Raw genomic sequence first — 19,017 nt, 5'->3', positions numbered from 1 at the left:
GTGGCGCCTTCGCGGTGGTGGGTCTCGGCTGAGCCGGCGCAGGCCGCCGCTGCGGGCAGTCGTGCCTCCCCCAGTGCCTTAAGGGCCTGGGAGGTACCCCCAGGCGGCACGGGTGGGCGCAGCGGCACCCCGCAACGCCGGGCTGCGAAACCCCCTAGGGCTCAGCTGCCGCCTCAACGCCGGGCACCGTTACAGCGCCTTGCGGCGGGTCGCGGATGCCGCCACCGCGATCGCGGATCCCGCCGCCGCCCATGCCGCCAGTACCAGGAGTGGTGCGGTCAGGGTGTTGTTCTCGAAGTAGCGATCGAGCGGGTCGACCAGGTGCCGGCGCCCGGGGGCAGGGCCGGGTCGAGGGCCTTCCAGAAGGGTGGGAGGAGGGGTGGGGGCAGGGCGCCGCCCGCGCTCGGGTTGCCGAGGATCACCACCAGCAGGATGACCAGGCCGATGCCGATCGTGCCGAAGATGCCCTGCAGGGCCAGCGTGGCCGCGCCCACGGCGAAGATGATCAGGGTGCCCAGGCCGATGGGATGACGTCGACCGTCCGGAAGGGGCGCCTCTCCGATCTCTCCAGGGTGGTGACGAGGGTGGGCAGGGTGGTGGAGAGGATCCTGCCGCCGCCGGAGGCGACCAGGAGGGTGTCGATGCCGGTTGGGTTGATGACCAGGGCGCCGTCGGTGTCCCGGTTCTTGATCTGGTGCCGGGCGGTGGACTCGTCGGGCAGTGCTCGGGGGTCCTGGGGAGAGCCGGGCAGCTGGTTCAGCCGGGTCGCCGCCTGATCGGACGCGGCCCCGGGGGCGACCACCGCGAAGGGCAGTCCCTGGGTTTCGGGTCGTGCAGCGCTCCCACGTAGGAGGCGACGAACAGCAGCTGGAGTGCGACCACGCCGACGATGAGCAAAGTGGCCCGCGGGGTGACGGCGTCTCTCACCTCGTCGCGGAACGAGCGGTGCGGCATGGCTCCACGGTCGGGGGCGTTCCGGTGTTTCCGCAGGTGGGGCGGGGCCGAACGGATGTCGCACATGCATTCGAGGATGGGGGTATGGTGGGGGTGAGGTAGCTGGGAACAGATGTTCGAACCGGTGTGGTTCACGAGTGCGGGAGGTGCGTGTGCCGGGGTTCACGCATCTGCACACCGCCTCCGGATTCTCGTTGCGGTATGGAGCCTCGCATCCGGAGCGGCTGGCCGAGCGTGCCTCCGAGCGGGGCATGGACGCCCTGGCTCTGACTGATCGCGACACGCTCGCCGGGACCGTCCGGTTCGCCAAGGCCTGTGCGAAGGCGGGGGTCCGTCCCGTGTTCGGGGCGGATCTGGCGGTGGCGGGAGGGGAGCCGCCCGAGCCCGGGCGGGGGCGGCGCCGGACTCCTGTGCGCGGTGGCGCCTTCGTCGACGAGTCCGCCCCCCGGGTGACCTTTCTCGCCCGGGACGGCGCCCGTGGGTGGGCCGGGCTGTGCCGGCTCGTCTCGGCGGCGCACGAGGGGGAGGGGACGCCCCTGCTGCCCTGGGGGCGCCATCACGCCGAGGGCGTGACCGTGCTGCTCGGGCCTGATTCGGATGTGGGGCGTGCCCTGGCCGCCGGGCGTCCCGACCGTGCGGCGCGGCTGCTCGCGCCCTGGCGGGAGGCCTACGGCGACGCCCTGCGGCTGGAGGCCGTCTGGCATGGCCGGAAAGGTACGGGGCCCGGCTCCCTGCGGCTGGCCGCCCGGACCGTCGGGTTCGCCGCCGAGCAGCGGATCCGGCCCGTGCTCAGCAACGCCGTACGGTACGCCGACCCGGGTCTGGGGCCGGTCGCCGACGTGCTGGACGCCGCGCGCCGGCTGGTGCCCGTCGACCCGACCAAGGAGCTGGACTCCGGTGAGGCCTGGCTCAAGGGGGCCGGGGTCATGGTCGGGGTGGCGGAGCGGATCGTCGAGGCCGCGGGGTTCCGGCGGGACACCGCTCATCGGCTGCTGGAGCAGACTCAGGTCACCGCCGCCGAGTGCCTGGTCGATCCCGAGGACGATCTCGGGATCGGTACCGTCCACTTCCCCGAGCCGCATCTGGTCGGTGCCGACCGCCGCAGCGCCCAGCGGACGCTGGCCTCGCGGGCGGCGGCGGGGATGGTGCTGCGCGGGTACGACCGGCGGCGGGAGTACTGGGAGCGGATGCACCACGAGCTGGACATCATCGTCCACCACGGCTTCGCTTCCTATTTTCTGACCGTGGCCCAAGTGGTCGACGATGTGCGGGAGATGGGAATCCGCGTCGCCGCCCGGGGGTCCGGGGCGGGGTCGCTCGTCAACCATCTGCTCGGGATCGCGCACGCCGATCCGATCGAGCACCGGCTGCTGATGGAGCGGTTCCTGTCGAAGGAGCGGGTCGTCCTGCCCGACATCGACATCGACGTGGAGTCCGCGCGCCGGCTGGAGGTCTACCGCAAGATCATCGGCCGGTTCGGCACCGAGCGGGTCGCGACGGTCGCGATGCCGGAGACGTATCGCGTACGGCATGCGATCCGTGACGTGGGGGCCGCCCTGTCCATGGACCCGGCCGAGATCGACCGGGTGGCCAAGTCCTTTCCCCACATCCGGGCGCGGGACGCCCGGGCGGCGCTGGAGGAACTGCCCGAACTGCGTGCGCTGGCGGGGGAGAAGGAGAAGTACGGGAAGCTGTGGGAGCTGGCCGAGGCGCTGGACGCCCTGCCGCGCGGGGTGGCCATGCATCCGTGCGGTGTGCTGCTGTCCGACGCCTCCCTGCTGGCGCGTACGCCGGTCATGCCGACCAGTGGCGAGGGTTTTCCGATGTCGCAGTTCGACAAGGACGACGTGGAGGACCTGGGGCTGCTGAAGCTGGATGTGCTGGGGGTGCGGATGCAGTCGGCCATGGCGCACGCCGTGGCGGAAGTGGAGCGGGTTTCGCGGGTGAGGGTCGATCTGGACGGGCTGTCGCCGGGGGATCCGGAGACGTACCGGTTGATCCGGTCGACCGAGACGCTCGGCTGCTTCCAGATCGAGTCGCCGGGGCAGCGGGACCTGGTCGGGCGGCTCCAGCCGGCCGACTTCCACGATCTCGTCGTCGACATCTCGCTGTTCCGTCCCGGACCGGTCGCCGCCGACATGGTGCGGCCGTTCATCGAGGCGCGGCACGGGCGGGCGCCGATCCGCTATCCGCACCCGGACCTGGAGGAGCCGCTGAAGGAGACGTACGGGGTCGTCGTCTTCCACGAGCAGATCATCGACATCGTCGCCATCATGACCGGCTGCGGGCGCGGTGAGGCGGACCGGGTGCGGCGCGGGCTGTCCGATCCGGAGTCGCAGGGGCGGATCAAGGTGTGGTTCGCGCAGCACGCGGCGGCGAACGGCTATGACGCGGAAACGGTTCAGCGGACCTGGGAGATCATCGAGGCCTTCGGGTCGTACGGCTTCTGCAAGGCCCACGCCGTCGCCTTCGCCGTACCGACGTACCAGTCGGCGTGGCTGAAAGCGCATCATCCGGCCGCCTTCTACGCGGGATTGCTGACGCACGACCCCGGGATGTACCCGAAGCGGCTGCTGCTGGCGGACGCGCGGCGGCGCGGGGTGCCCGTGCTGCCGCTGGACGTGAACAAGTCGGGCGTCGCACACCGTATCGAACTGGTGTCCGGTAAATGGGGGCTGCGGCTGGCGCTCTCCGATGTGCACGGCATCAGGGAGGACGAGGCGGCACGGATCGCCGAGGGGCAGCCGTACGCCTCGCTGGTCGACTTCTGGGAGCGGGGCCGGCCCAGCCGTCCGCTGGCCCAGCGGCTCGCGCAGGTGGGAGCGCTGGACGCGTTCGGCGCCAACCGCCGTGATCTGCAACTGCATCTGACCGAGCTGCACCGGGGTGCGCGGGGCGCGGGCGGTGGGCAGTTGCCCTTGGCCGGGGGGCGGAAGACCGCCCCGGCGGGGCTGCCCGACCTCACCTCGTCGGAGCGGCTCAGCGCCGAGCTGGGCGTGCTGTCCATGGACGCCTCACGCAATCTGATGGACGATCACCGGGCCTTCCTCGACGAGCTCGGCGTGGTGTCGGCGCGGCGGCTGCGCGAGGCCCGGCACGGGGAGACGGTGCTGGTCGCGGGCGCCAAGGCGGCCACGCAGACACCGCCGATCCGGTCCGGCAAGCGGGTCATCTTCTCCACCCTGGACGACGGCACGGGCCTGGTCGACCTCGCCTTCTTCGACGACTCCCACGACGCCTGCGCCCACACCGTCTTCCACTCCTGGCTGCTGCTGGTGCGCGGGGTGGTGCAGCGGCGCGGCCCGCGCAGCCTCAGCGTGGTGGGCGCCGCCGCCTGGAACCTCGCGGAGCTGCTGGAGGTGCGCCGGGAGGAAGGGCTGGAGGGGGTCGCGGCCCGGTTGGCCGGTGCCGGTGCCGGTGCCGGTGCGGGTGCCGATTCCGGTTCCGGTGATTCCGGTGGCGGCGAGGGGGCGGCGGGCTCCGCGGACCAGGATCCGGCGGAGCAGCGCAAGATCCGGATGCCCACGGGGTACGAGATGCACCCCTGGGCCGATCTGCGTCCCGCGGGCGAAGGGCCCGCGGTGGGAAGGAAGTTGTGGCACCAGAGTCCGGGGAGTGCGGGATGACCATCCTCTGCGTACGTTTCCAGCTGCCTCCGACGCGCGAGGCCGACCTGCCCCGACTGCTCGGGATGCTCGAGGAGTTCACCCCCGTCGTCCAGGCCCTGCCACCGGACGGGGCGCTGGCCGATCTGCGGGGCGCCGAGCGGTACTTCGGGCGCAACGCCGTCGAACTGGCCTCGGTGATCCGGGTGCGCTCGCTCGCGCTGTACGGCGTCGACTGCGTGATCGGAGCCGGGCCCGGGCCGATGCTGGCCCGCGTGGCGCTGCGCGACGCCGTGCCCGGGGTGACGTGTGCGGTGCCCGAGGAGCGGGACGCCATCGCGGAGTTCCTCGCGGACAAACCCGTCGCCGCGCTGCCCGGCGTGGGCGCCGCAACCGCCCGTACGCTGGGCGACTACGGCCTCGACACCCTCGGCCGGGTCGCCGCCGCGCCGCTGTCCACGCTCCAGCGGCTGATCGGCGCGAAGGCCGGCCGCGAGCTGCACGAGAGGGCGAACGGCGTCGACCGCGGCCGGGTCGTACCGAACGCCGTCTCCCGCTCCCTCGCCACGGAACGCCCCTTCGGCCGCGACGAACTGGACCCGGACCGTCACCGCCGTGCCCTGCTGTCGGCCGCCGAGGAGATCGGTGCCCGGCTGCGCGCCCTGGAGAAGGTCTGCCGCACGCTCACCCTCACCGTGCGCTACGCCGACCGCTCCGCCACCACCCGCAGCCGCACGCTGGCCGAACCGACCGCGCACTCCCCCGACCTGACCAGGGCCGCGTACGGCATGTACGAGGCCCTCGGCCTGCAACGCGCCCGGGTCCGCGCGATCACCCTGCGCGCCGAGGGGCTCGACCCCGCCGATCAGGCCTCCCATCAGCTGACCTTCGACCCGGTGGACGAGAAGGTCCGCCGTATCGAGGAGGTCGCGGACCGAGCCCGGGCGAAGTTCGGGCCGCGGGCGGTGATGCCCGGGGGACTAGGGGGACTGGCGGCGTAGATCCTTCTGCGTGACGTCAGTTGGCCCACGGTGGCACGATGCTGGTGCCGTCGGCGAGTCGTGCCTCCAGGCCGATCGAGGTGGTGACCCAGGAGTACGCGGTCCGGTCGGTGGGGTTCTCGACGGTCAGGGTGGCGCCGGGGTTGATGATCACCGTGTCGCCCGCGGCGATCCGCTCGCTGCGGCCGTCGAGGGTGATCAGCAGCTCGCCGTCGAGCAGATGGAAGATCTCCTCCCGGTTGACCGTGTGCGCCGGCGCCTTGAGACCGGCGGGAATCTCACCGCGCCAGGCGCACAGCTCCTTGCTGCCGCTGCGCGGGGTGGCGTACGAGACGAAGCGGGCGCCGTGGATCTCGTGGGTGACGGCTTCGGACGAGCGGATGACGGGCATGCGGGCCTCCAGTTGGTCAAGCAACTTGACTATATGGTCAAGCTGCTTGACCGTCACGTCAAGGGTGTTTCAATGCATGGGTGCAGAACTCCGAGGCCATGGCCCTGTCCGCCGCCCTGCTCGCCGCCGCCGGCGGGCTCACGCATCGCATCCATGAGGGCGTCGTCGCGCGCGGCTTCGAGGGGCTGCGGCCCGCGCACGGCTTCGCCTTCGCCCGGCTCGCCCCGGACGGCGCGACGGTCACCGACCTGGCCGCCCACCTCGGGGTGACCAAGCAGGCCGCCAGTCAGCTCGTGGACGAAATAGTACGCAAGGGGTACGCCGAGCGGCGCCCGCACCCCGAGGACGCGCGAGCTCGACTGGTCGTGCTGACCGGGCGCGGGTGGGAGTGCACGCGGGCTGCGGAGGAGGCGGCCGCGGAGGTGGTGCGGCAGTGGGGGGACGTGCTGGGGGAGGAGCAAGTGCGGGTGCTGCGGGAGCAGTTGCTGCGGATCGCGCCCCAAGGGGCCCATCCGGCCTGCCTGGTGAGGCGGTGTCAGGCGGGTTCACCGTCGTCGGTTACCACTGGAAGTTTTTACTGACGCGTAACTTCCCAGTTTGACTACTGACTCGTAACTTGACGAGTGAACAGCATCCCGTGATCCGGATCACAGGGCGTCGTGCCGTCGCACCTCCCTTGAGCCGCAAGGAGATCACCCGATGCTGCCCTGGAAACGAGTGCTCAGACCCCTGGCCGCGCTGCTGCTGACCGCCGCGGCCGTCACCGTCCCCGCCACCTCCGCCCAGGCCGCCGGTGCCCCGGGCTCCGGCTGGAACGACTACAACTGCAAGCCGTCCGCCGCTCATCCCCGCCCCGTCGTCCTCGTCCACGGCACCCTCGGGAACTCTGTCGACAACTGGCTGGGGCTCGCCCCCTATCTGAAGGTCCGGGGCTACTGCGTCTTCTCCCTCGACTACGGACAGCTCCAGGGCGTCCCCTTCTTCCACGGCCTCGGACCCGTCGAGAAGTCCGCCACCCAGCTGAAGGACTTCGTCGACCGGGTGCTCGCCGCCACCGGCGCGGCCGAGACCGACATCGTCGGACACTCCCAGGGCGGCATGATGCCCCGCTGGTACCTGCGGTTCCTCGGTGGTGCCGCCAAGGTGAACGCCCTGGTCGGCATCGCGCCCAGCAACCACGGCACCGACCTGAACGGCTTCACCCGCCTGCTGCCGTACTTCCCGGGCGCCGGAGACCTGTTGGCGAAGACCACGCCCGCCCTCGCCGACCAGGCCACCGGCTCCGACTTTCTCAAGCGGCTCAACGCGGGCGGCGACACCGTGCCCGGTGTGCGCTACACCGTCATCGCCACCAAGTACGACGAGGTGGTCACGCCGTGGCGCAGCCAGTACCTCAGCGGGCCGGACGTGCGCAACGTCCTGCTCCAGGACCTGTGCGCGGTCGACCTGTCCGAGCACGTGGCCGTCGGGCTGCTGGACAGGGTCGCCTTCCACGAGGTGGCCAACGCGCTCGACCCGGCGCGGGCCAGGCCCACCACCTGTGCGTCGGCGTTCGACTGACACGTGTACATGTGCCGGGGAAACGTTTCGGGGCCTGTCCGGCCTGAGCCGCCGGACAGGCCCCGAGTCCTGGGTCAGCGGCCGTGGCGACCGCCGCTCACCGCATGGCGCCGGGCCGACAGGAACAGGGCCGAGGAGCCGAGCGCCAGCGCGGCCGCGCCGCCGATCGCGAGGTAGGGGGTGCTGCTGTCGCCGCCGGTCTCGGCGAGGTTCGTCGTGGCGCCGGCCGCCTTCGGCCGGTTGGGAGCGGCGTCGGCCTGCGTGGGCCGGTCCGGGGCGGTGTCGGCCTGCGCGGGCCGGTTCGGGGCGGGGCTCTCCGGGGCCGCGGCCGGCTCGGCCGAGGTGCTGGGGTCATCGTCGCCGTGGCCGTTGTGCTCGATGGTCGACTTGTCGTTGCCCGCCTCGATCTGCTCCTTGGTGGGAGCGGAGGCCGTCGGGGCCGGAGCGGCGCCGCCCGCCGCGCTGTCGCCGCCGCCGAAGGTGACGTCCGAGCAGGAGTAGAACGCCTCCGGGCTGTCCGACCGCTGCCAGACGGCGTACAGCAGATGCCTGCCGGAGCGCTCGGGCAGGCTGCCGGAGAAGGTGTAGAAGCCGCCCGTGGCCGCCGGGTCGGTGGCCGTCGCGACCGGGTGCTCCAGATCCAGGTCGTTCCAGGCGAGCGGCTCGGCCGGGTCGTAGCCGGGCTTGGTGAGGTACACCTTGAACGTGCCCTTGTGAGGGGCCGTCACGCGGTACTTGAAGGTGTGCGAGCCGCTGCGCACCCCGGTCGCCGGCCAGTCGGCGCGGGCCAGGTCGAGCCCCTTGAACTGCTCGTTGTTCGCGCTGCACAGCTTGCCGTCCGGGATGAGCCGCTGGTGCCGCCCGCCGGCGTCACCGATGCGGATGCCGTTCCAGTCGTAGAGGGCCTGCGTGCCGCCCGCCGCGACCGCCGCCTTGCACGCGGCCGACTCGGGGCTCTCCGGGCCCTCGGCGTAGCACTGCGAGACGCGGCTGACCGGGTCGCCCATCGAACCGTGCGCGGCCGCCGGCGTGGCGGTCAGCCCGGCCAGGGCGAGCGGGAGGGCGCCGAGGGCGGTGACGGTGACTGCCGTGCGGCGTGCGGGCATGCGGGAACTCCTCGAGACGGTACAGGGGAACGGGCCCGGGCCCGAGTGGGCCCGGGCCCCGTGGGGGGTGATCCGAAGCTAGCCCCTGAAAACCGTGAAATCGCCTGCTGAGGGCGGGTGGGGGAGATCCTTATGGCCCGCTTAAGGAAGTGCTCAGACTGACATCAGGTAGGTACCGTCGCGGCATGGCAGACGAGGAGATCCGGCCGGCCGGAGCCGCCGACGTTCCGGTCGTCGAGGGCGTGATCGACGCGGCCTTCCGCCCCTGCATCGAGCGCATCGGACGGGTGCCGCAGCCCATGGAGGAGGACCACGCGGCGAACGTGGCCGCGGACAAGGTGTTCGTGACGGGCGAGCCCGTGACCGGCCTCGTCGTGACCGAGGCGTTCGAGGACCATCTCTTCCTCGACACCATCGCCGTCCACCCCACCGCGCAGGCAGGGGAGTGGGGCGACGGCTGCTGCGGTTCGTGGACGCACACGCGCGTGCGCTGGGACTGCCCGAGGTCAGGCTCTGCACGAACGCGCTGATGTGGGAGAACCAGAAGATCTATCCGAAGTACGGCTATGAGCTGGTGGAGCGACGACTGGACGGGTCCTACGACCGCGTCCACTACCGCAAGCGGCTGTGCTGAACGGGTCTCATGATCGGTACCGGCCGCTCAGGCGTCCGGCCACCACGTGCGTGCGATGTCCTTGCGGACTTCCGGGCGTCCCGCGGGGCGCTCGTCGGCCTCCTCGCGGGCCTGGCGGACGTCCGTCTTCTTCAGGGGCTTCTGCACGGTCACACGGCGCATGGCTGCCTCCTTAAGGGTCTACCGGGTTCCGCGTTCTCACGGAGGTAGACCTTTCGGGGGAGAGTTCCTCATCGCTCCTGGTCTGTCAGTGGCGGCTGTCACGATTCGAGTGTCAGTGGCGGGTGTCACTCTTGGGCCCATGGCGAACGACAGTGACGGCACGACCTCGACCCACACCGGCGCCGACGTGGACTGGGACGCGCGGGCGGCCTCCTTCGACGAGGAGCCGGACCACGGGCTGCGCGACCCGGAGGTGCGCCGGGCCTGGGCCGCGCGGCTGCGCTCCTGGCTGCCCGGGCGGGCCGGCGACGTCCTCGATCTCGGCTGCGGCACCGGCAGTCTGTCGCTCCTCGCGTCCGAGCGGGGACACCGGGTGACGGGCGTGGATCTCTCTCCGGCGATGGTGGCGCTCGCCCGGCGCAAGCTGGCCGGGCGTGACGCGGTGTTCCTCGTCGGTGACGCGGCGGCGCCGCCGGTCGGCGAGCAGCGCTTCGACGCCGTGCTCGTGCGACACGTCCTGTGGGCCCTGCCCGACCTCGGCCGCGCCCTGCGGCACTGGGCCGGGCTGCTGCGACCGGGCGGGCGGCTCGTGCTGGTCGAGGGCGTGTGGGGGACGACCGCGCCGGTCGGGATACCGGCGCGGCGGCTCGCCGGTCTGCTCGCGCCGATCGCCGGTCAGGTGCGCGTGGAGCGGCTGTCCGGCGATCCCCTGCTGTGGGGCGGGGTGGTGACCGACGAGCGGTACGCGGTGGTGGCCGTGAGCGGCGGCTCAGGCCAGGAGCGCGGTGAAGTCGTCGCCGCGGGCGAGTGACTCCAGCTCGTCGAGGGCGGCCAGGGCGGCTTGTGCGGCACCGGGGTCCGACTCGGCGAGGCCGCTGGCGGCGAACTCGTCCTCGTCCAGGCGTCGTACGTCCGTGCCGTCCGCGGAGACCCACAGGTCCAGGTCGAGGTCCTCCACGACCAGCTCCGGGCCGGAGCGTGCGGCGGGGCGGGTGATGTCGCAGTACCAGCCCTTCAGCGCGCCCGAGGCGGAGCGGACCTCCTTCACCGCGTACCAGCGGTCACGCCAGTAGTACTCCGTGAAGACGTCCCCGGGCTCGAAGCGGACGAAGCCGAAGTCGCGGACGCCGCTGCCCGCCCAGGGGGCGCGGACCGCGACGCGGGTGCCGTCGTCCGTCAGGAGCTCGCCGGTGTAGCGGATCTTCGTACGGCCCGCCTTGACGAGCACGACGTCGACCTGGCCGGACCGGTCAGCCGAGTTCGCGGACATAGCGCACTTCCTTCGCAGAGATCTCGTAGCCGAACCACTTGTTGATGGCGATCATCGGTTCGTTGCCGGTGTCGTTTCCGGTGAACGCCTCCGTGTACCCCGCCGCCAGGGCCCGGTGCAGGGAGTCGTTCTTGGCGAGCTTCGCCAGGCCCCGGCCGCGGAACGCCCGGGCGGTGCCGGTCATGGCGGTCCCGTAGCGGCTGCCGTCCGTGTGCGCCACGCTGAAGGCGGCGGGGCGGCCGTCGACGACCGCGACCGAGGTCAGCTCGCGGTTGAGGAGCGGGTGCTTCCAGTTCTGATCCAACCATGCCTCGTAGTCCGTGAACTCGGCCTCGATGTCGCTCGGTTCGTCCGAGACCGTCACCGCGTCCAGTTCGAAGATCGGACGCGGGTCGTCCACGAAGTCGGCGGCCGTGCGCAGTTCGACGCCCGCCGGCGGGTCCTGGCGGGGCGGCAGCGTGCCGCCTGCCAGGTCGAGGCGCATGAAGTAGGCGGAACGGCTGGCCCGGAAGCCGTGCCGCTCGGCGAAGGCCAGATTGTCCGGCTCGTCCAGCACCCAGGCGAACAGCTTCCGCACGCCCAGCGAGGCCAGGCGCTCCTCGGCCGTGCGCAGCAGCAGCGAACCGGCGCCGCGTCGCGTGCGGTCGGGGCGTACATAGATGTTGGCGGATCCCTGGCCGGGTTCCGGGCTCTCGTGGGCGACGCTGATCTGGGCCGTGCCGATGATCTCGCCGTCCTCCTCGGCGACGAGCTGCCCGAAGTGGGCGTCCGGGTGGGCATGGGTCAGCGTGTGCACCACGGACTCGGGCGTGGACAGCATGTAGGGCAGGGCGACGCGGCGCGTGTGGGAGAACCCCTCGGCGTCGGCTCGGACCTCGGGTCGCAGGTCGCGCACGATCACGGTCATGGAGGCGCACGCTACGCGGGAGCGCACCCCGGGTGCCTCCCATTTTCCGTCGGGTACGGGACAATCGGCCTGTGACCTTGAAGATCGACATCGACGACAGTGCTCCGCCGTACGAGCAGGTGCGGGCGCGGATCTCCGAGCAGGCGCGGTCCGGTGAGCTGCCGGTGGGGTACCGGCTGCCGACCGTGCGGGGGCTGGCCGAGTCGCTGGGGCTCGCCGCGAACACGGTCGCCAAGGCGTACCGGGCGCTGGAGGCGGACGGCGTGATCGAGACGCGGGGCCGCCACGGCACGTTCGTGGCCGCCGCCGGCTCGGCGGCGGAGCGGGAGCTGGCGGTCGCCGCCCAGGCGTACGTGGAGCGGGCCCGAAGGCTCGGGCAGGGGGAGGACGCGGCGCTCGCCGCGGTACGGGACGCCCTGCGGGCGACTCAGGGGGAGTAGGACGTCGCTCAGCCGGCCCGCGTCAGACGCTCGGGTGTCCGGGTGATCTCCAGGCCCGCCGATCTCCCCAGCCGCGCGAACGTCATCGCGTCCTCCACCGCCGCACCCCCCGGGTCGTTGTTGAAGTACGCGTAGACGTCCTCGCCGCCGGGCCAGGTCGTGGCGATGCGGTCGAGCCAGGTGGCCAGCGAGCGGCGGCCGTAGTGGGGCCAGGGCCGGGCGCGGCCCTGGTGGAAGCGGACGTAGCCCCAGTCGGTGGTGCGCCACAGCGGGGTCGCGGGGCGGGCCAGGACGTCGGCCCAGCACAGGGCCGCGCGCCGGGACTCCAGGACCGTACGGACCTCCCGCGTCCACCACGAGTCGTGGCGGGGCTCGACCGCGACCCGGGTCGAGGCGGGGAAGCAGGCGAGGCAGGCGTCCAGGAGGCCCGGGTCGGCGCGCAGGTTGGGCGGGAGCTGGAGCAGCACCGGCCCGAGCCGGTCACCGAGACCCGCCGCGTGGCTCATCAGGCGACCGACCGGCTCCTCGGGGTCCTTGAGCCGTTTGATGTGGGTCAGATAGCGGCTCGCCTTGACCGCGACCACGAAGTCCGCGGGCACCCGGCCGCGCCAGTCCTCGAAGGTCTCCCGGGCCGGCAGCCGGTAGAAGGCGTTGTTGATCTCGACGGTGGCGAAGTGCCCCGCGTACTCCTCCAGCCAGAGCCGCATCGGCAGCCCGGACGGGTACAGGACGTCCCGCCAGTCCTTGTACTGCCACCCGGACGTGCCGACGAACAGGGTCATAGACCCATCAAAGCACCCCACGTCTGGAGGGCGGCAGGGGCGACCCGGCCTTCCGGACCCCGCTACGTGTCGGCGCGCGTGTGGAAGCGGTAGAACAGCAGCAGGAAGGCGGCTGCCGTGACCAGCAGCGACGTGATGACCACGGGACGGAGGTCGTCGCCGGTCTGGCTGTAGAGGAAGCCCAGCGCGGCGCCGGCGAAGGCCGCCCGGAGCAGGGCGTGCAGGGCGTGCAGGTCGCGCCTGAGCCGCCGGGTCACCTGGACCACGGCGATGCACAGGACCATGAAGGCGAGCCCGCTCCACACACCCGACGCCACATCCGGTCCGGTGATCGGACCACCGTGACGCCGGTTCACCGCCACCCAATTGCCGTAGACGAGACCGAGGACGACGGGCAGCACCCACCGCATGACGCGGTGGGTGGGTTCGCTGAACACGGTGGGTGCCGTGTGTGCCATCAGAGCCCTCCTTCGTCCCGGCGAAGCGCGGCGTCGCCGCTCCGCACACCTTGGCACGCCTGGGTAACAGGGAGGTGAGAGGCGGTTGTGTGCGAACCGAGCTACAGATACAGCCCCGCGTCGGCGTCCCCGCGCGGTTCCGGCAGGGCCGTCGGGGACGTGCCCCGGCGCAGCGCGTACAGCTCGGCCAGCGTCGCGCCCTCGCGGCCGATGCCGTCCTCGCGGCCCAGCCAGCTCACCGCCTCCGCGCGGGTCAGCGGGCCTACCTCGATCCGGGCCAGACAGCGGCCGGGCCGGACGACGGCGGGGTGCAGGCGCTCCAGGTCCTCGTTGGTCGTGACCCCGACCAGGACGTTGCGGCCCTGGCCGAGCAGTCCGTCCGTCAGGTTCAGCAGCCGCGACAGCGCCTGGCCCGCCGTGTGCTTGGCCTCGCCGCGGATCAGCTCGTCGCAGTCCTCCAGGAGCAGCAGCCGCCAGCGGCCCTTGCCCGCCGCGTCCTCCTCGCCGATCGCGATGTCCATCAGATAGCCGACGTCACTGAACAGCCGCTCGGGGTCCAGGACGCAGTCCACCTGGCACCAGTCCCGCCAGGAACGGGCGAGGGTGCGCAGCGCGGACGTCTTGCCGGTGCCGGGCGGGCCGTGCAGGAGGAGGAGCCGGCCCGAGATGTCTTCGGGGGTCGTCTTCATCAGGCGGTCCATGGCGTCCGCCACCGGCGCCGTGTAGTTGGGCCGGACCTCGTCCCAGGTGCGCGCCGCGATCTGGCGTGTGGTGCGGTGCGGGCCGCGGCGCGGGGAGACGTACCAGAAGCCCATCGTGACGTTCTCCGGCTGCGGTTCGGGTTCGTCCGCCGCGCCGTCCGTGGCCTGGTCGAGGATCTTCTTCGCCAGCTCGGCGGTGGTCGCGGTCACCGTGACGTCGGCGCCCCGGTTCCAGCGCGAGATCAGCAGCGTCCAGCCGTCGCCCTCGGCGAGGGTGGCGCTGCGGTCGTCGTCCCGGGCGGCGCGCAGCACGCGGGCGCCGGGCGGCATCAGCGTCGCCCCGGACCGTACGCGGTCGATGTTCACCGCGTGGGAGTACGGCTGCTCGCCCGTCGCGAAGCGGCCGAGGAACAGCGCGTCGACGACATCGGACGGGGAGTCGGAGTCGTCGACGTTGAGCCGGATCGGCAGCGCCTCGTGCGGGTTTCCAGACATGCCGCCATGATCCGGCACGAGGGCGCCGCGTGCACCCGGTTTCCCGGTGCACGCGGCGTGTTCCACGTGCGGGTCAGGCCCCGGGGCGGGAAACGAGCCGTCGTGCCCGGCGTGTCCTGCGGACCACGGCGTACCCCTTGGTCAGGGCCCGGTCCCTGGCGAACGTACGGGCGATCGCGCGGCCTTCGACCAGCCGCTCGAACTCACCGGTGCCCGTGCTGCGGCGCACCGTCACGCGCCGCAGGGCGTACGGCCCCTGCGCCCGGCGCGCGAGGCCGTTGCCGACGGCGAGCGCCTGCGCGTACCCCGTCTCGCGCACCGCCTGCCGGACCCGGCGGCTGGAGTAGCCGTAGGGATAGGCGAACGAGGCCGGTGCGGTGCCCAGTTGGTCGGCGACGATCTCCTTGCAGTGGATCAGCTCGAACCGCAGCGTGGCGTCGGAGACCTGGTCGAGCTGCGGATGGCTGTGGCTGTGCCCGCCGATCTCGACGCCCGCCGCCGCGAGCTCGCGGACCTGGTCCCAGTCCAGCATGGTGTCCAGGCCGCCGCCGGTGTCGTACGGCCCCCGGATCCACCCGGTCGAGACGAACAGGGTCGCCGGGAAGCCGTGCTTGGCGAGCACGGGCAGGGCGTGCCGGTGCACGCCCTCGTAGCCGTCGTCGAAGGTGATGAGGACCGGCCGCTCGGGCAGCGCGCGGCCGGAGCGCCAGCACGCCGCCAGCCCGGCGGTGGTGACGGGGGTGAGACCCCGGTCCGCGAGCACCGCCATCTGCTCGGCGAACGCCTCGGGGGTCACGGACAGGGCGCGGGTCGCGTCGTTCGGGTCGGTCGCGACCGCGTGGTACATGAGGATCGGTACGCGGACGTCACTCACGGACCGCCACCTCCACTTCGGGTACCGAGAACGTGGTCCCGCCCCGGCGGGCCCGCACGCTGCCCACCACGTATCCGCCCGCCGCCGTCAGCACTCCGGCGACGATCGCCCCCGCCCGCCCGGCACCGCCCGGCCGGGCCAGCAGGGCGTCCCGCAGCCCCCGGGCCACCCCGGCCGGCAGGACCCGGGTGGCGTACCGGCGTTCGGACTCCAGCCCCTTGCCGGCGCCGACGCTCCGGGCCACCAGGGCCTTGGACAGGCCCTCGGCATAGGTGCGCGTGCGGAAGTAGCGGAAGTGCTCACGGGCCTCGGGCACCCGGTGGTGGATCATCGCCCGGTCGTCGATCAGCAGCACCGCGTCGGGCCGCGCCCGGGCCAGGCGGATGCACAGTTCCGTCTCCTCGCAGCCCAGCGGGCGTTTGTCGCCGTCCCGGCCGATGCCGGTGGCGAAGCCGCCCGCCGCGTCGAAGGCACTGCGGCGGAACGAGGCGTTGCCGCCGAGCACGTTGCGCACCCGGACCCGGCCGCGCGGCAGGCCCCGGTAGGTGCAGCCCACCACCCAGTCGAACTCCTCGGGGAACCAGGCGGGCCGCCGCCCCGACGCCCAGACCGGCTCCGTGCGCCCGCCGACCGCCAGCACGCGCGGGTCGGCGTACGCCTCGGCGAAGTGCAGCAGCCAGTCGCGCTCGGCCACGGCGTCGTCGTCGAGGAAGGCGACGACCTCGCCGCGCGCGGCGGCGATCCCGGTGTTGCGGCCGGCGGACAGGCCGCGGGGGCCCGCGTTGGCGAGCACCCGCACGTCGTCGACTTCCTTGTACTCCTTGCCGAGACGGTCCAGAAGGGTCTGGTTGTGGTCGACGACCAGCAGCGTCTCCAGGGCCGGCCGGGACTGCGCCCGCACCGAGGAGACCGCCGCGAGGATGTCCTCCCAGCGGTCCTCGGTGTACGCGCAGATCACGACGGAGATGCCGGGACCGCTCAAGACACCTCTCCCCGGACCGAGTCGAGCATCGGCGACTGGGGCGAACGGCGGCGCAGCGCCCGGCGGTTGGAGCGCTCCTGCAGGATCACCCGGAGCACGCGCAGCCCGTCGCGCACGGCCCGCAGATTGCTGGTGCCGTGGATGCGCAGGTACTCGTGGCTCGGGATCTCCTGCACCTTGAGCCCGGCCTTGACGACCCGGATGTTCATCAGTGTCTCGACCTCGAAACCGGTGCAGTCGAGGTCGATCTTGTCGAGGCAGTGCCGCCAGAACGCGTTGTAGCCGTAGCACAGGTCGGTGTAGCGGGCGCCGAACTTGCGGTTGACGACCGAGCACAGCGCCCAGTTGCCGAGCTTGCGGATGAAGGTCATGTCGTCCGTGCCGCCGCCGTTGGCGAAGCGGGAGCCCTTGGCGAAGTCCGCGCCGGAGACCAGGGCGGAGACGTACGACACGATCTCGTTGCCGTCCGCCGAGCCGTCCGCGTCGATCATCACGATGATGTCGCCGGTGCACGCCTGGAACCCGGTGATCAGGGCGTCGCCCTTGCCCTTGCCGCGCTGCTCGACGACCTTGACCTCGGGCCACAGCTCGCGGGCCACCTGGACGGTGCCGTCGGTGGAGTTGCCGTCGACCAGGACCACTTCGTGGATCCAGTCGGGCAGGGTCTTGAAGACGTACGGAAGGTTCTCCGCCTCGTTCATGGCCGGGATGACCACGCTCACCGGCGGCGCTATGGCCAGGTGAGAGGAGACGGGGCGGTACTTCCCGGCGGTCGGCGGATACTGCTCCGCCGCGGCCGGCTGCAGAACTGAGCTCACGAGTCTGGTCCCTCTCGTCCGGTGGACCGCCCCCCCAGGGCAGTCCGGATCCAAGCCGGTTCGAAAGGGGGGTTCTCACCCGTGGCATGCCGAGATGGAGCTTCGGGCACGCCGGGTGAGCTGGCAAAGCTGGCCGGCAGCGGAAAAACGGCAGCCGACCGCGCGGCACGGCCCGGTCACCTCGCGGTCACCGAGCACGGCACCCCCCTACCGCGCCCCGCGCCGGTTCGTCGCGGTCCTTGAGCCCTCCCCTAGAGCCGCGTACTGACGGACCGATGCGGGTGAGATGTATGACGGTATTGACGATTGAACCCGTATGGCAAGACCTGGAACGGCCCCTCACGTTTTTGTTGGTTTTGTCGTTACGGGATGCGTTTCACGGGGCGCGAGTTGAAAGTTCCGGTGACGGAAACAACCGTTCCCCGGAGGCTCAATTCGCCTCCGGGGAACGGTTGTTCAGGTTCCGGTTACGGTACGAGCTTCAGCAGCCGGTTCGGCGAGCCCGAACCCGCGCTGGTGACCTTGCCGGTGGTGGCACCGGCGACCAGGGCCGAGGCGACCTGGGCCGGGGTGGAGGCGGTGTGGCCCGCCAGGTAGACCGCCGCCGCGCCCGCGACGTGCGGCGTCGCCATCGAGGTGCCGGAGATGGTGTTGGTCGCGGTGTCGCTGGTGTGCCAGCCGGCCGTGATGGAGGAGCCGGGGGCGAAGATGTCCAGGGCCGAGCCGTAGTTGGAGTAGCTCGCCTTGGCGTCGGTGCTGGTGGTGGCGCCGACGGTGATCGCCTCGGCGACCCGGGCCGGGGAGGACGAGGAGGCGGTGGTGCTGCTGTTGCCCGCGGCGACGGCGTACGTGACGCCGCTCGCTATGGAGTTGCGGACCGCCGTGTCCAGCGCGGTGGAGACGCCGCCGCCGAGCGACATGTTGGCGACCGAGGGGCCGGAGTGGTTCTTCGTCACCCAGTCGATGCCCGCGATCACACCGGCCGTGGTGCCGGAGCCGCTGTTGTTCAGCACGCGCACGGCCACGATCTTCGCCTTCTTGGCGACGCCGTAGGTCGAGCCCGCGATCGTGGTGGCCACATGGGTGCCGTGGCCGTTGCCGTCGGAGGCGGTGGTGTCGCCGTCGACGGCGTCGTAGCCGTAAGAGGCCCGCCCGCTGATCTGCTGGTGGGTGATGCGCACGCCGGTGTCGATGACGTAGGCCGTCACGCCGCTGCCCGCGCTGTCCGGGTAGGTGTAGGTGCCGGAGAGCGGGAGGGAGGTCTGGTCGATCCGGTCCAGGCCCCAGGGGGCGTTGGACTGGGTGGTGTCGGCGAGCTGGACGCGCTGGTTCTGCTCGACGGAGGCCACCGCGGGGTCGGCGGCGAGGCGCCTCGCCTCGGTGGCGGACAGTGTGGCGGAGTAGCCGTTCAGCGCCTTGCCGAACGTCTTGCGCACGGACCCGCCGTACTCCTCGACGAGGTCCTTGCCCGCGGCCGAGGACGCCTTCAGGCCCGCGCTCTTCTTGAGCGTGACGATGTAGCTGTCCTTGATCGCGTCCGGGGAGTCCGCGGCGAGCACCCGGCCCTCGGCGGGAGCGGCGGCCTGGGCGGGGAGGGCGGTGAGCCCGCCGACGAGGGCGGTGGCCGCCGACAGGGTGATCGCGGCGAGTCCGAGTCTCTTGCTGCGCAGTTGTGCCATTACGAGGGATTCCTCCTCTAGGCGGCGCGCGCCTGGGTGGGGCGCGCGTCATGTGGGGGTTGTGCGCGTGCTCGCGCACACGGCCGGGAGCGTCGCGTTCCGCTCTCGGACGGAGTAAAGCGTCGGCCAACTACCGGCGTAGAACAAGGGAGTTGAGCACTAGTCAACAAATCTGTCATGAGCGCGTAACAAGAGGTG

At 72.0% G+C, this 19,017-nt stretch carries 17 protein-coding genes and 3 pseudogenes; 7 read left to right on the top strand and 13 right to left on the bottom strand.

The window, feature by feature from the left end:
• Window positions 1–189: 189 nt before the first annotated feature.
• Window positions 190–954, bottom strand: a pseudogene (locus ACIBL4_RS21910) (DUF3533 domain-containing protein).
• A gap of 152 nt (window positions 955–1,106) precedes the next feature.
• Between ACIBL4_RS21910 and ACIBL4_RS21905 the strand changes: the two are divergent.
• Window positions 1,107–4,580 (top strand): DNA polymerase III subunit alpha, encoded by a 3,474-nt coding sequence (locus ACIBL4_RS21905; protein WP_399412484.1) that lies wholly within the window; start codon window positions 1,107–1,109, stop codon window positions 4,578–4,580.
• Window positions 4,577–5,560 carry a DNA polymerase thumb domain-containing protein gene (locus ACIBL4_RS21900; protein WP_399412482.1) on the top strand — a complete coding sequence of 328 codons (984 nt, stop codon included), beginning with the start codon at window positions 4,577–4,579 and terminating at the stop codon, window positions 5,558–5,560. The genes ACIBL4_RS21905 and ACIBL4_RS21900 overlap by 4 nt, the downstream gene beginning before the upstream one ends.
• A 16-nt stretch (window positions 5,561–5,576) precedes the next feature.
• Here ACIBL4_RS21900 and ACIBL4_RS21895 read toward each other — a convergent pair whose 3' ends face one another.
• Window positions 5,577–5,951 (bottom strand): cupin domain-containing protein, encoded by a 375-nt coding sequence (locus ACIBL4_RS21895; RefSeq protein WP_399412480.1) that lies wholly within the window; start codon window positions 5,949–5,951, stop codon window positions 5,577–5,579.
• Between the two features lie 80 nt (window positions 5,952–6,031).
• On the opposite strand from ACIBL4_RS21895, the pseudogene ACIBL4_RS21890 reads away from it, so the two are divergent.
• Both ACIBL4_RS21890 and ACIBL4_RS21885 read left to right on the top strand, forming a co-directional pair.
• Window positions 6,032–6,479, top strand: a pseudogene (locus tag ACIBL4_RS21890) (MarR family winged helix-turn-helix transcriptional regulator).
• A 171-nt stretch (window positions 6,480–6,650) separates the two neighbouring features.
• The gene (locus ACIBL4_RS21885; protein WP_399412478.1) at window positions 6,651–7,511 is read left to right on the top strand and encodes an esterase/lipase family protein; all 861 of its coding nucleotides are present in this window, start codon (window positions 6,651–6,653) and stop codon (window positions 7,509–7,511) included.
• A 74-nt stretch (window positions 7,512–7,585) separates the two neighbouring features.
• On the opposite strand, the gene ACIBL4_RS21880 is transcribed toward ACIBL4_RS21885, so the two are convergent.
• A complete protein-coding gene (locus tag ACIBL4_RS21880) occupies window positions 7,586–8,617 on the bottom strand; it encodes a lytic polysaccharide monooxygenase (protein WP_399412476.1) in 1,032 nt (343 codons plus the stop codon).
• 185 nt (window positions 8,618–8,802) lie between these two features.
• Between ACIBL4_RS21880 and ACIBL4_RS21875 the strand changes: the two are divergent.
• Window positions 8,803–9,251: pseudogene (locus ACIBL4_RS21875) on the top strand (GNAT family N-acetyltransferase).
• A 27-nt stretch (window positions 9,252–9,278) separates the two neighbouring features.
• On the opposite strand, the gene ACIBL4_RS21870 reads toward ACIBL4_RS21875, so the two are convergent.
• Window positions 9,279–9,413 carry a hypothetical protein gene (locus tag ACIBL4_RS21870; RefSeq protein ID WP_399412474.1) on the bottom strand — a complete coding sequence of 45 codons (135 nt, stop codon included), beginning with the start codon at window positions 9,411–9,413 and terminating at the stop codon, window positions 9,279–9,281.
• Window positions 9,414–9,552: 139 nt separating this feature from the next.
• Here ACIBL4_RS21870 and ACIBL4_RS21865 point away from each other — a divergent pair, with 139 nt between their 5' ends.
• Window positions 9,553–10,224: a class I SAM-dependent methyltransferase gene (locus tag ACIBL4_RS21865; protein ID WP_399412471.1), complete on the top strand. Its 672-nt coding sequence runs from the start codon at window positions 9,553–9,555 to the stop codon at window positions 10,222–10,224.
• Here ACIBL4_RS21865 and ACIBL4_RS21860 read toward each other — a convergent pair.
• Both ACIBL4_RS21860 and ACIBL4_RS21855 read right to left on the bottom strand, forming a co-directional pair.
• Window positions 10,183–10,683, bottom strand: coding sequence for a DUF402 domain-containing protein (locus tag ACIBL4_RS21860; protein ID WP_399412469.1), 501 nt, complete (start codon window positions 10,681–10,683; stop codon window positions 10,183–10,185). The genes ACIBL4_RS21865 and ACIBL4_RS21860 overlap by 42 nt on opposite strands.
• Window positions 10,664–11,590 carry a GNAT family N-acetyltransferase gene (locus ACIBL4_RS21855; RefSeq protein ID WP_399412467.1) on the bottom strand — a complete coding sequence of 309 codons (927 nt, stop codon included), beginning with the start codon at window positions 11,588–11,590 and terminating at the stop codon, window positions 10,664–10,666. The genes ACIBL4_RS21860 and ACIBL4_RS21855 overlap by 20 nt, the downstream gene beginning before the upstream one ends.
• Before the next feature lie 71 nt (window positions 11,591–11,661).
• Here ACIBL4_RS21855 and ACIBL4_RS21850 point away from each other — a divergent pair, with 71 nt between their 5' ends.
• A complete protein-coding gene (locus ACIBL4_RS21850; protein ID WP_399412465.1) occupies window positions 11,662–12,030 on the top strand; it encodes a GntR family transcriptional regulator in 369 nt (122 codons plus the stop codon).
• An 8-nt stretch (window positions 12,031–12,038) separates the two neighbouring features.
• Here the strand turns inward: ACIBL4_RS21850 and ACIBL4_RS21845 are convergent, their stop codons facing one another.
• The 7 genes from ACIBL4_RS21845 to ACIBL4_RS21815 all read right to left on the bottom strand — a co-directional run bounded on the left by ACIBL4_RS21845 (window position 12,039) and on the right by ACIBL4_RS21815 (window position 18,819).
• Window positions 12,039–12,812, bottom strand: a complete 774-nt coding sequence (locus ACIBL4_RS21845) for a DUF72 domain-containing protein (RefSeq protein ID WP_399412463.1) — start codon at window positions 12,810–12,812, stop codon at window positions 12,039–12,041.
• Between the two features lie 62 nt (window positions 12,813–12,874).
• Complete coding sequence (locus ACIBL4_RS21840; RefSeq protein ID WP_399412461.1) at window positions 12,875–13,270, bottom strand: hypothetical protein; 396 nt, start codon at window positions 13,268–13,270, stop codon at window positions 12,875–12,877.
• Between the two features lie 101 nt (window positions 13,271–13,371).
• On the bottom strand, window positions 13,372–14,466 hold the full coding sequence (locus ACIBL4_RS21835) for a DUF5925 domain-containing protein (protein ID WP_399412459.1): 1,095 nt from the start codon (window positions 14,464–14,466) through the stop codon (window positions 13,372–13,374).
• 73 nt (window positions 14,467–14,539) lie between these two features.
• The gene (locus tag ACIBL4_RS21830) at window positions 14,540–15,340 is read right to left on the bottom strand and encodes a polysaccharide deacetylase family protein (RefSeq protein WP_399412457.1); all 801 of its coding nucleotides are present in this window, start codon (window positions 15,338–15,340) and stop codon (window positions 14,540–14,542) included.
• On the bottom strand, window positions 15,333–16,322 hold the full coding sequence (locus ACIBL4_RS21825; protein WP_399412455.1) for a glycosyltransferase family 2 protein: 990 nt from the start codon (window positions 16,320–16,322) through the stop codon (window positions 15,333–15,335). Before ACIBL4_RS21825 ends, ACIBL4_RS21830 begins: the two co-directional genes overlap by 8 nt.
• Complete coding sequence (locus tag ACIBL4_RS21820; RefSeq protein ID WP_399412453.1) at window positions 16,319–17,140, bottom strand: glycosyltransferase family 2 protein; 822 nt, start codon at window positions 17,138–17,140, stop codon at window positions 16,319–16,321. The genes ACIBL4_RS21825 and ACIBL4_RS21820 overlap by 4 nt, the downstream gene beginning before the upstream one ends.
• A gap of 467 nt (window positions 17,141–17,607) precedes the next feature.
• Window positions 17,608–18,819 carry a S8 family peptidase gene (locus ACIBL4_RS21815; RefSeq protein WP_399412451.1) on the bottom strand — a complete coding sequence of 404 codons (1,212 nt, stop codon included), beginning with the start codon at window positions 18,817–18,819 and terminating at the stop codon, window positions 17,608–17,610.
• Between the last annotated feature and the right edge of the window lie 198 nt (window positions 18,820–19,017).

This window comes from Streptomyces sp. NPDC050416 (genome assembly GCF_044458845.1).
Classification (GTDB): Bacteria; Actinomycetota; Actinomycetes; order Streptomycetales; family Streptomycetaceae; genus Streptomyces.
This window is presented reverse-complemented; position numbering and strand designations above follow the sequence as displayed.

Bases quoted from the DNA above. Each gene is read 5' to 3' on its own strand.
- ACIBL4_RS21900 (WP_399412482.1), top strand. From the start codon at position 4,577: ATGACCATCCTCTGCGTACGTTTCCAGCTGCCTCCGACGCGCGAGGCC.
- ACIBL4_RS21895 (WP_399412480.1), bottom strand. From the start codon at position 5,951: ATGCCCGTCATCCGCTCGTCCGAAGCCGTCACCCACGAGATCCACGGC.
- ACIBL4_RS21885 (WP_399412478.1), top strand. From the start codon at position 6,651: ATGCTGCCCTGGAAACGAGTGCTCAGACCCCTGGCCGCGCTGCTGCTG.
- ACIBL4_RS21880 (WP_399412476.1), bottom strand. From the start codon at position 8,617: ATGCCCGCACGCCGCACGGCAGTCACCGTCACCGCCCTCGGCGCCCTC.
- ACIBL4_RS21870 (WP_399412474.1), bottom strand. From the start codon at position 9,413: ATGCGCCGTGTGACCGTGCAGAAGCCCCTGAAGAAGACGGACGTCCGC.
- ACIBL4_RS21865 (WP_399412471.1), top strand. From the start codon at position 9,553: ATGGCGAACGACAGTGACGGCACGACCTCGACCCACACCGGCGCCGAC.
- ACIBL4_RS21860 (WP_399412469.1), bottom strand. From the start codon at position 10,683: ATGTCCGCGAACTCGGCTGACCGGTCCGGCCAGGTCGACGTCGTGCTC.
- ACIBL4_RS21855 (WP_399412467.1), bottom strand. From the start codon at position 11,590: ATGACCGTGATCGTGCGCGACCTGCGACCCGAGGTCCGAGCCGACGCC.
- ACIBL4_RS21845 (WP_399412463.1), bottom strand. From the start codon at position 12,812: ATGACCCTGTTCGTCGGCACGTCCGGGTGGCAGTACAAGGACTGGCGG.
- ACIBL4_RS21840 (WP_399412461.1), bottom strand. From the start codon at position 13,270: ATGGCACACACGGCACCCACCGTGTTCAGCGAACCCACCCACCGCGTC.
- ACIBL4_RS21835 (WP_399412459.1), bottom strand. From the start codon at position 14,466: ATGTCTGGAAACCCGCACGAGGCGCTGCCGATCCGGCTCAACGTCGAC.
- ACIBL4_RS21815 (WP_399412451.1), bottom strand. From the start codon at position 18,819: ATGGCACAACTGCGCAGCAAGAGACTCGGACTCGCCGCGATCACCCTG.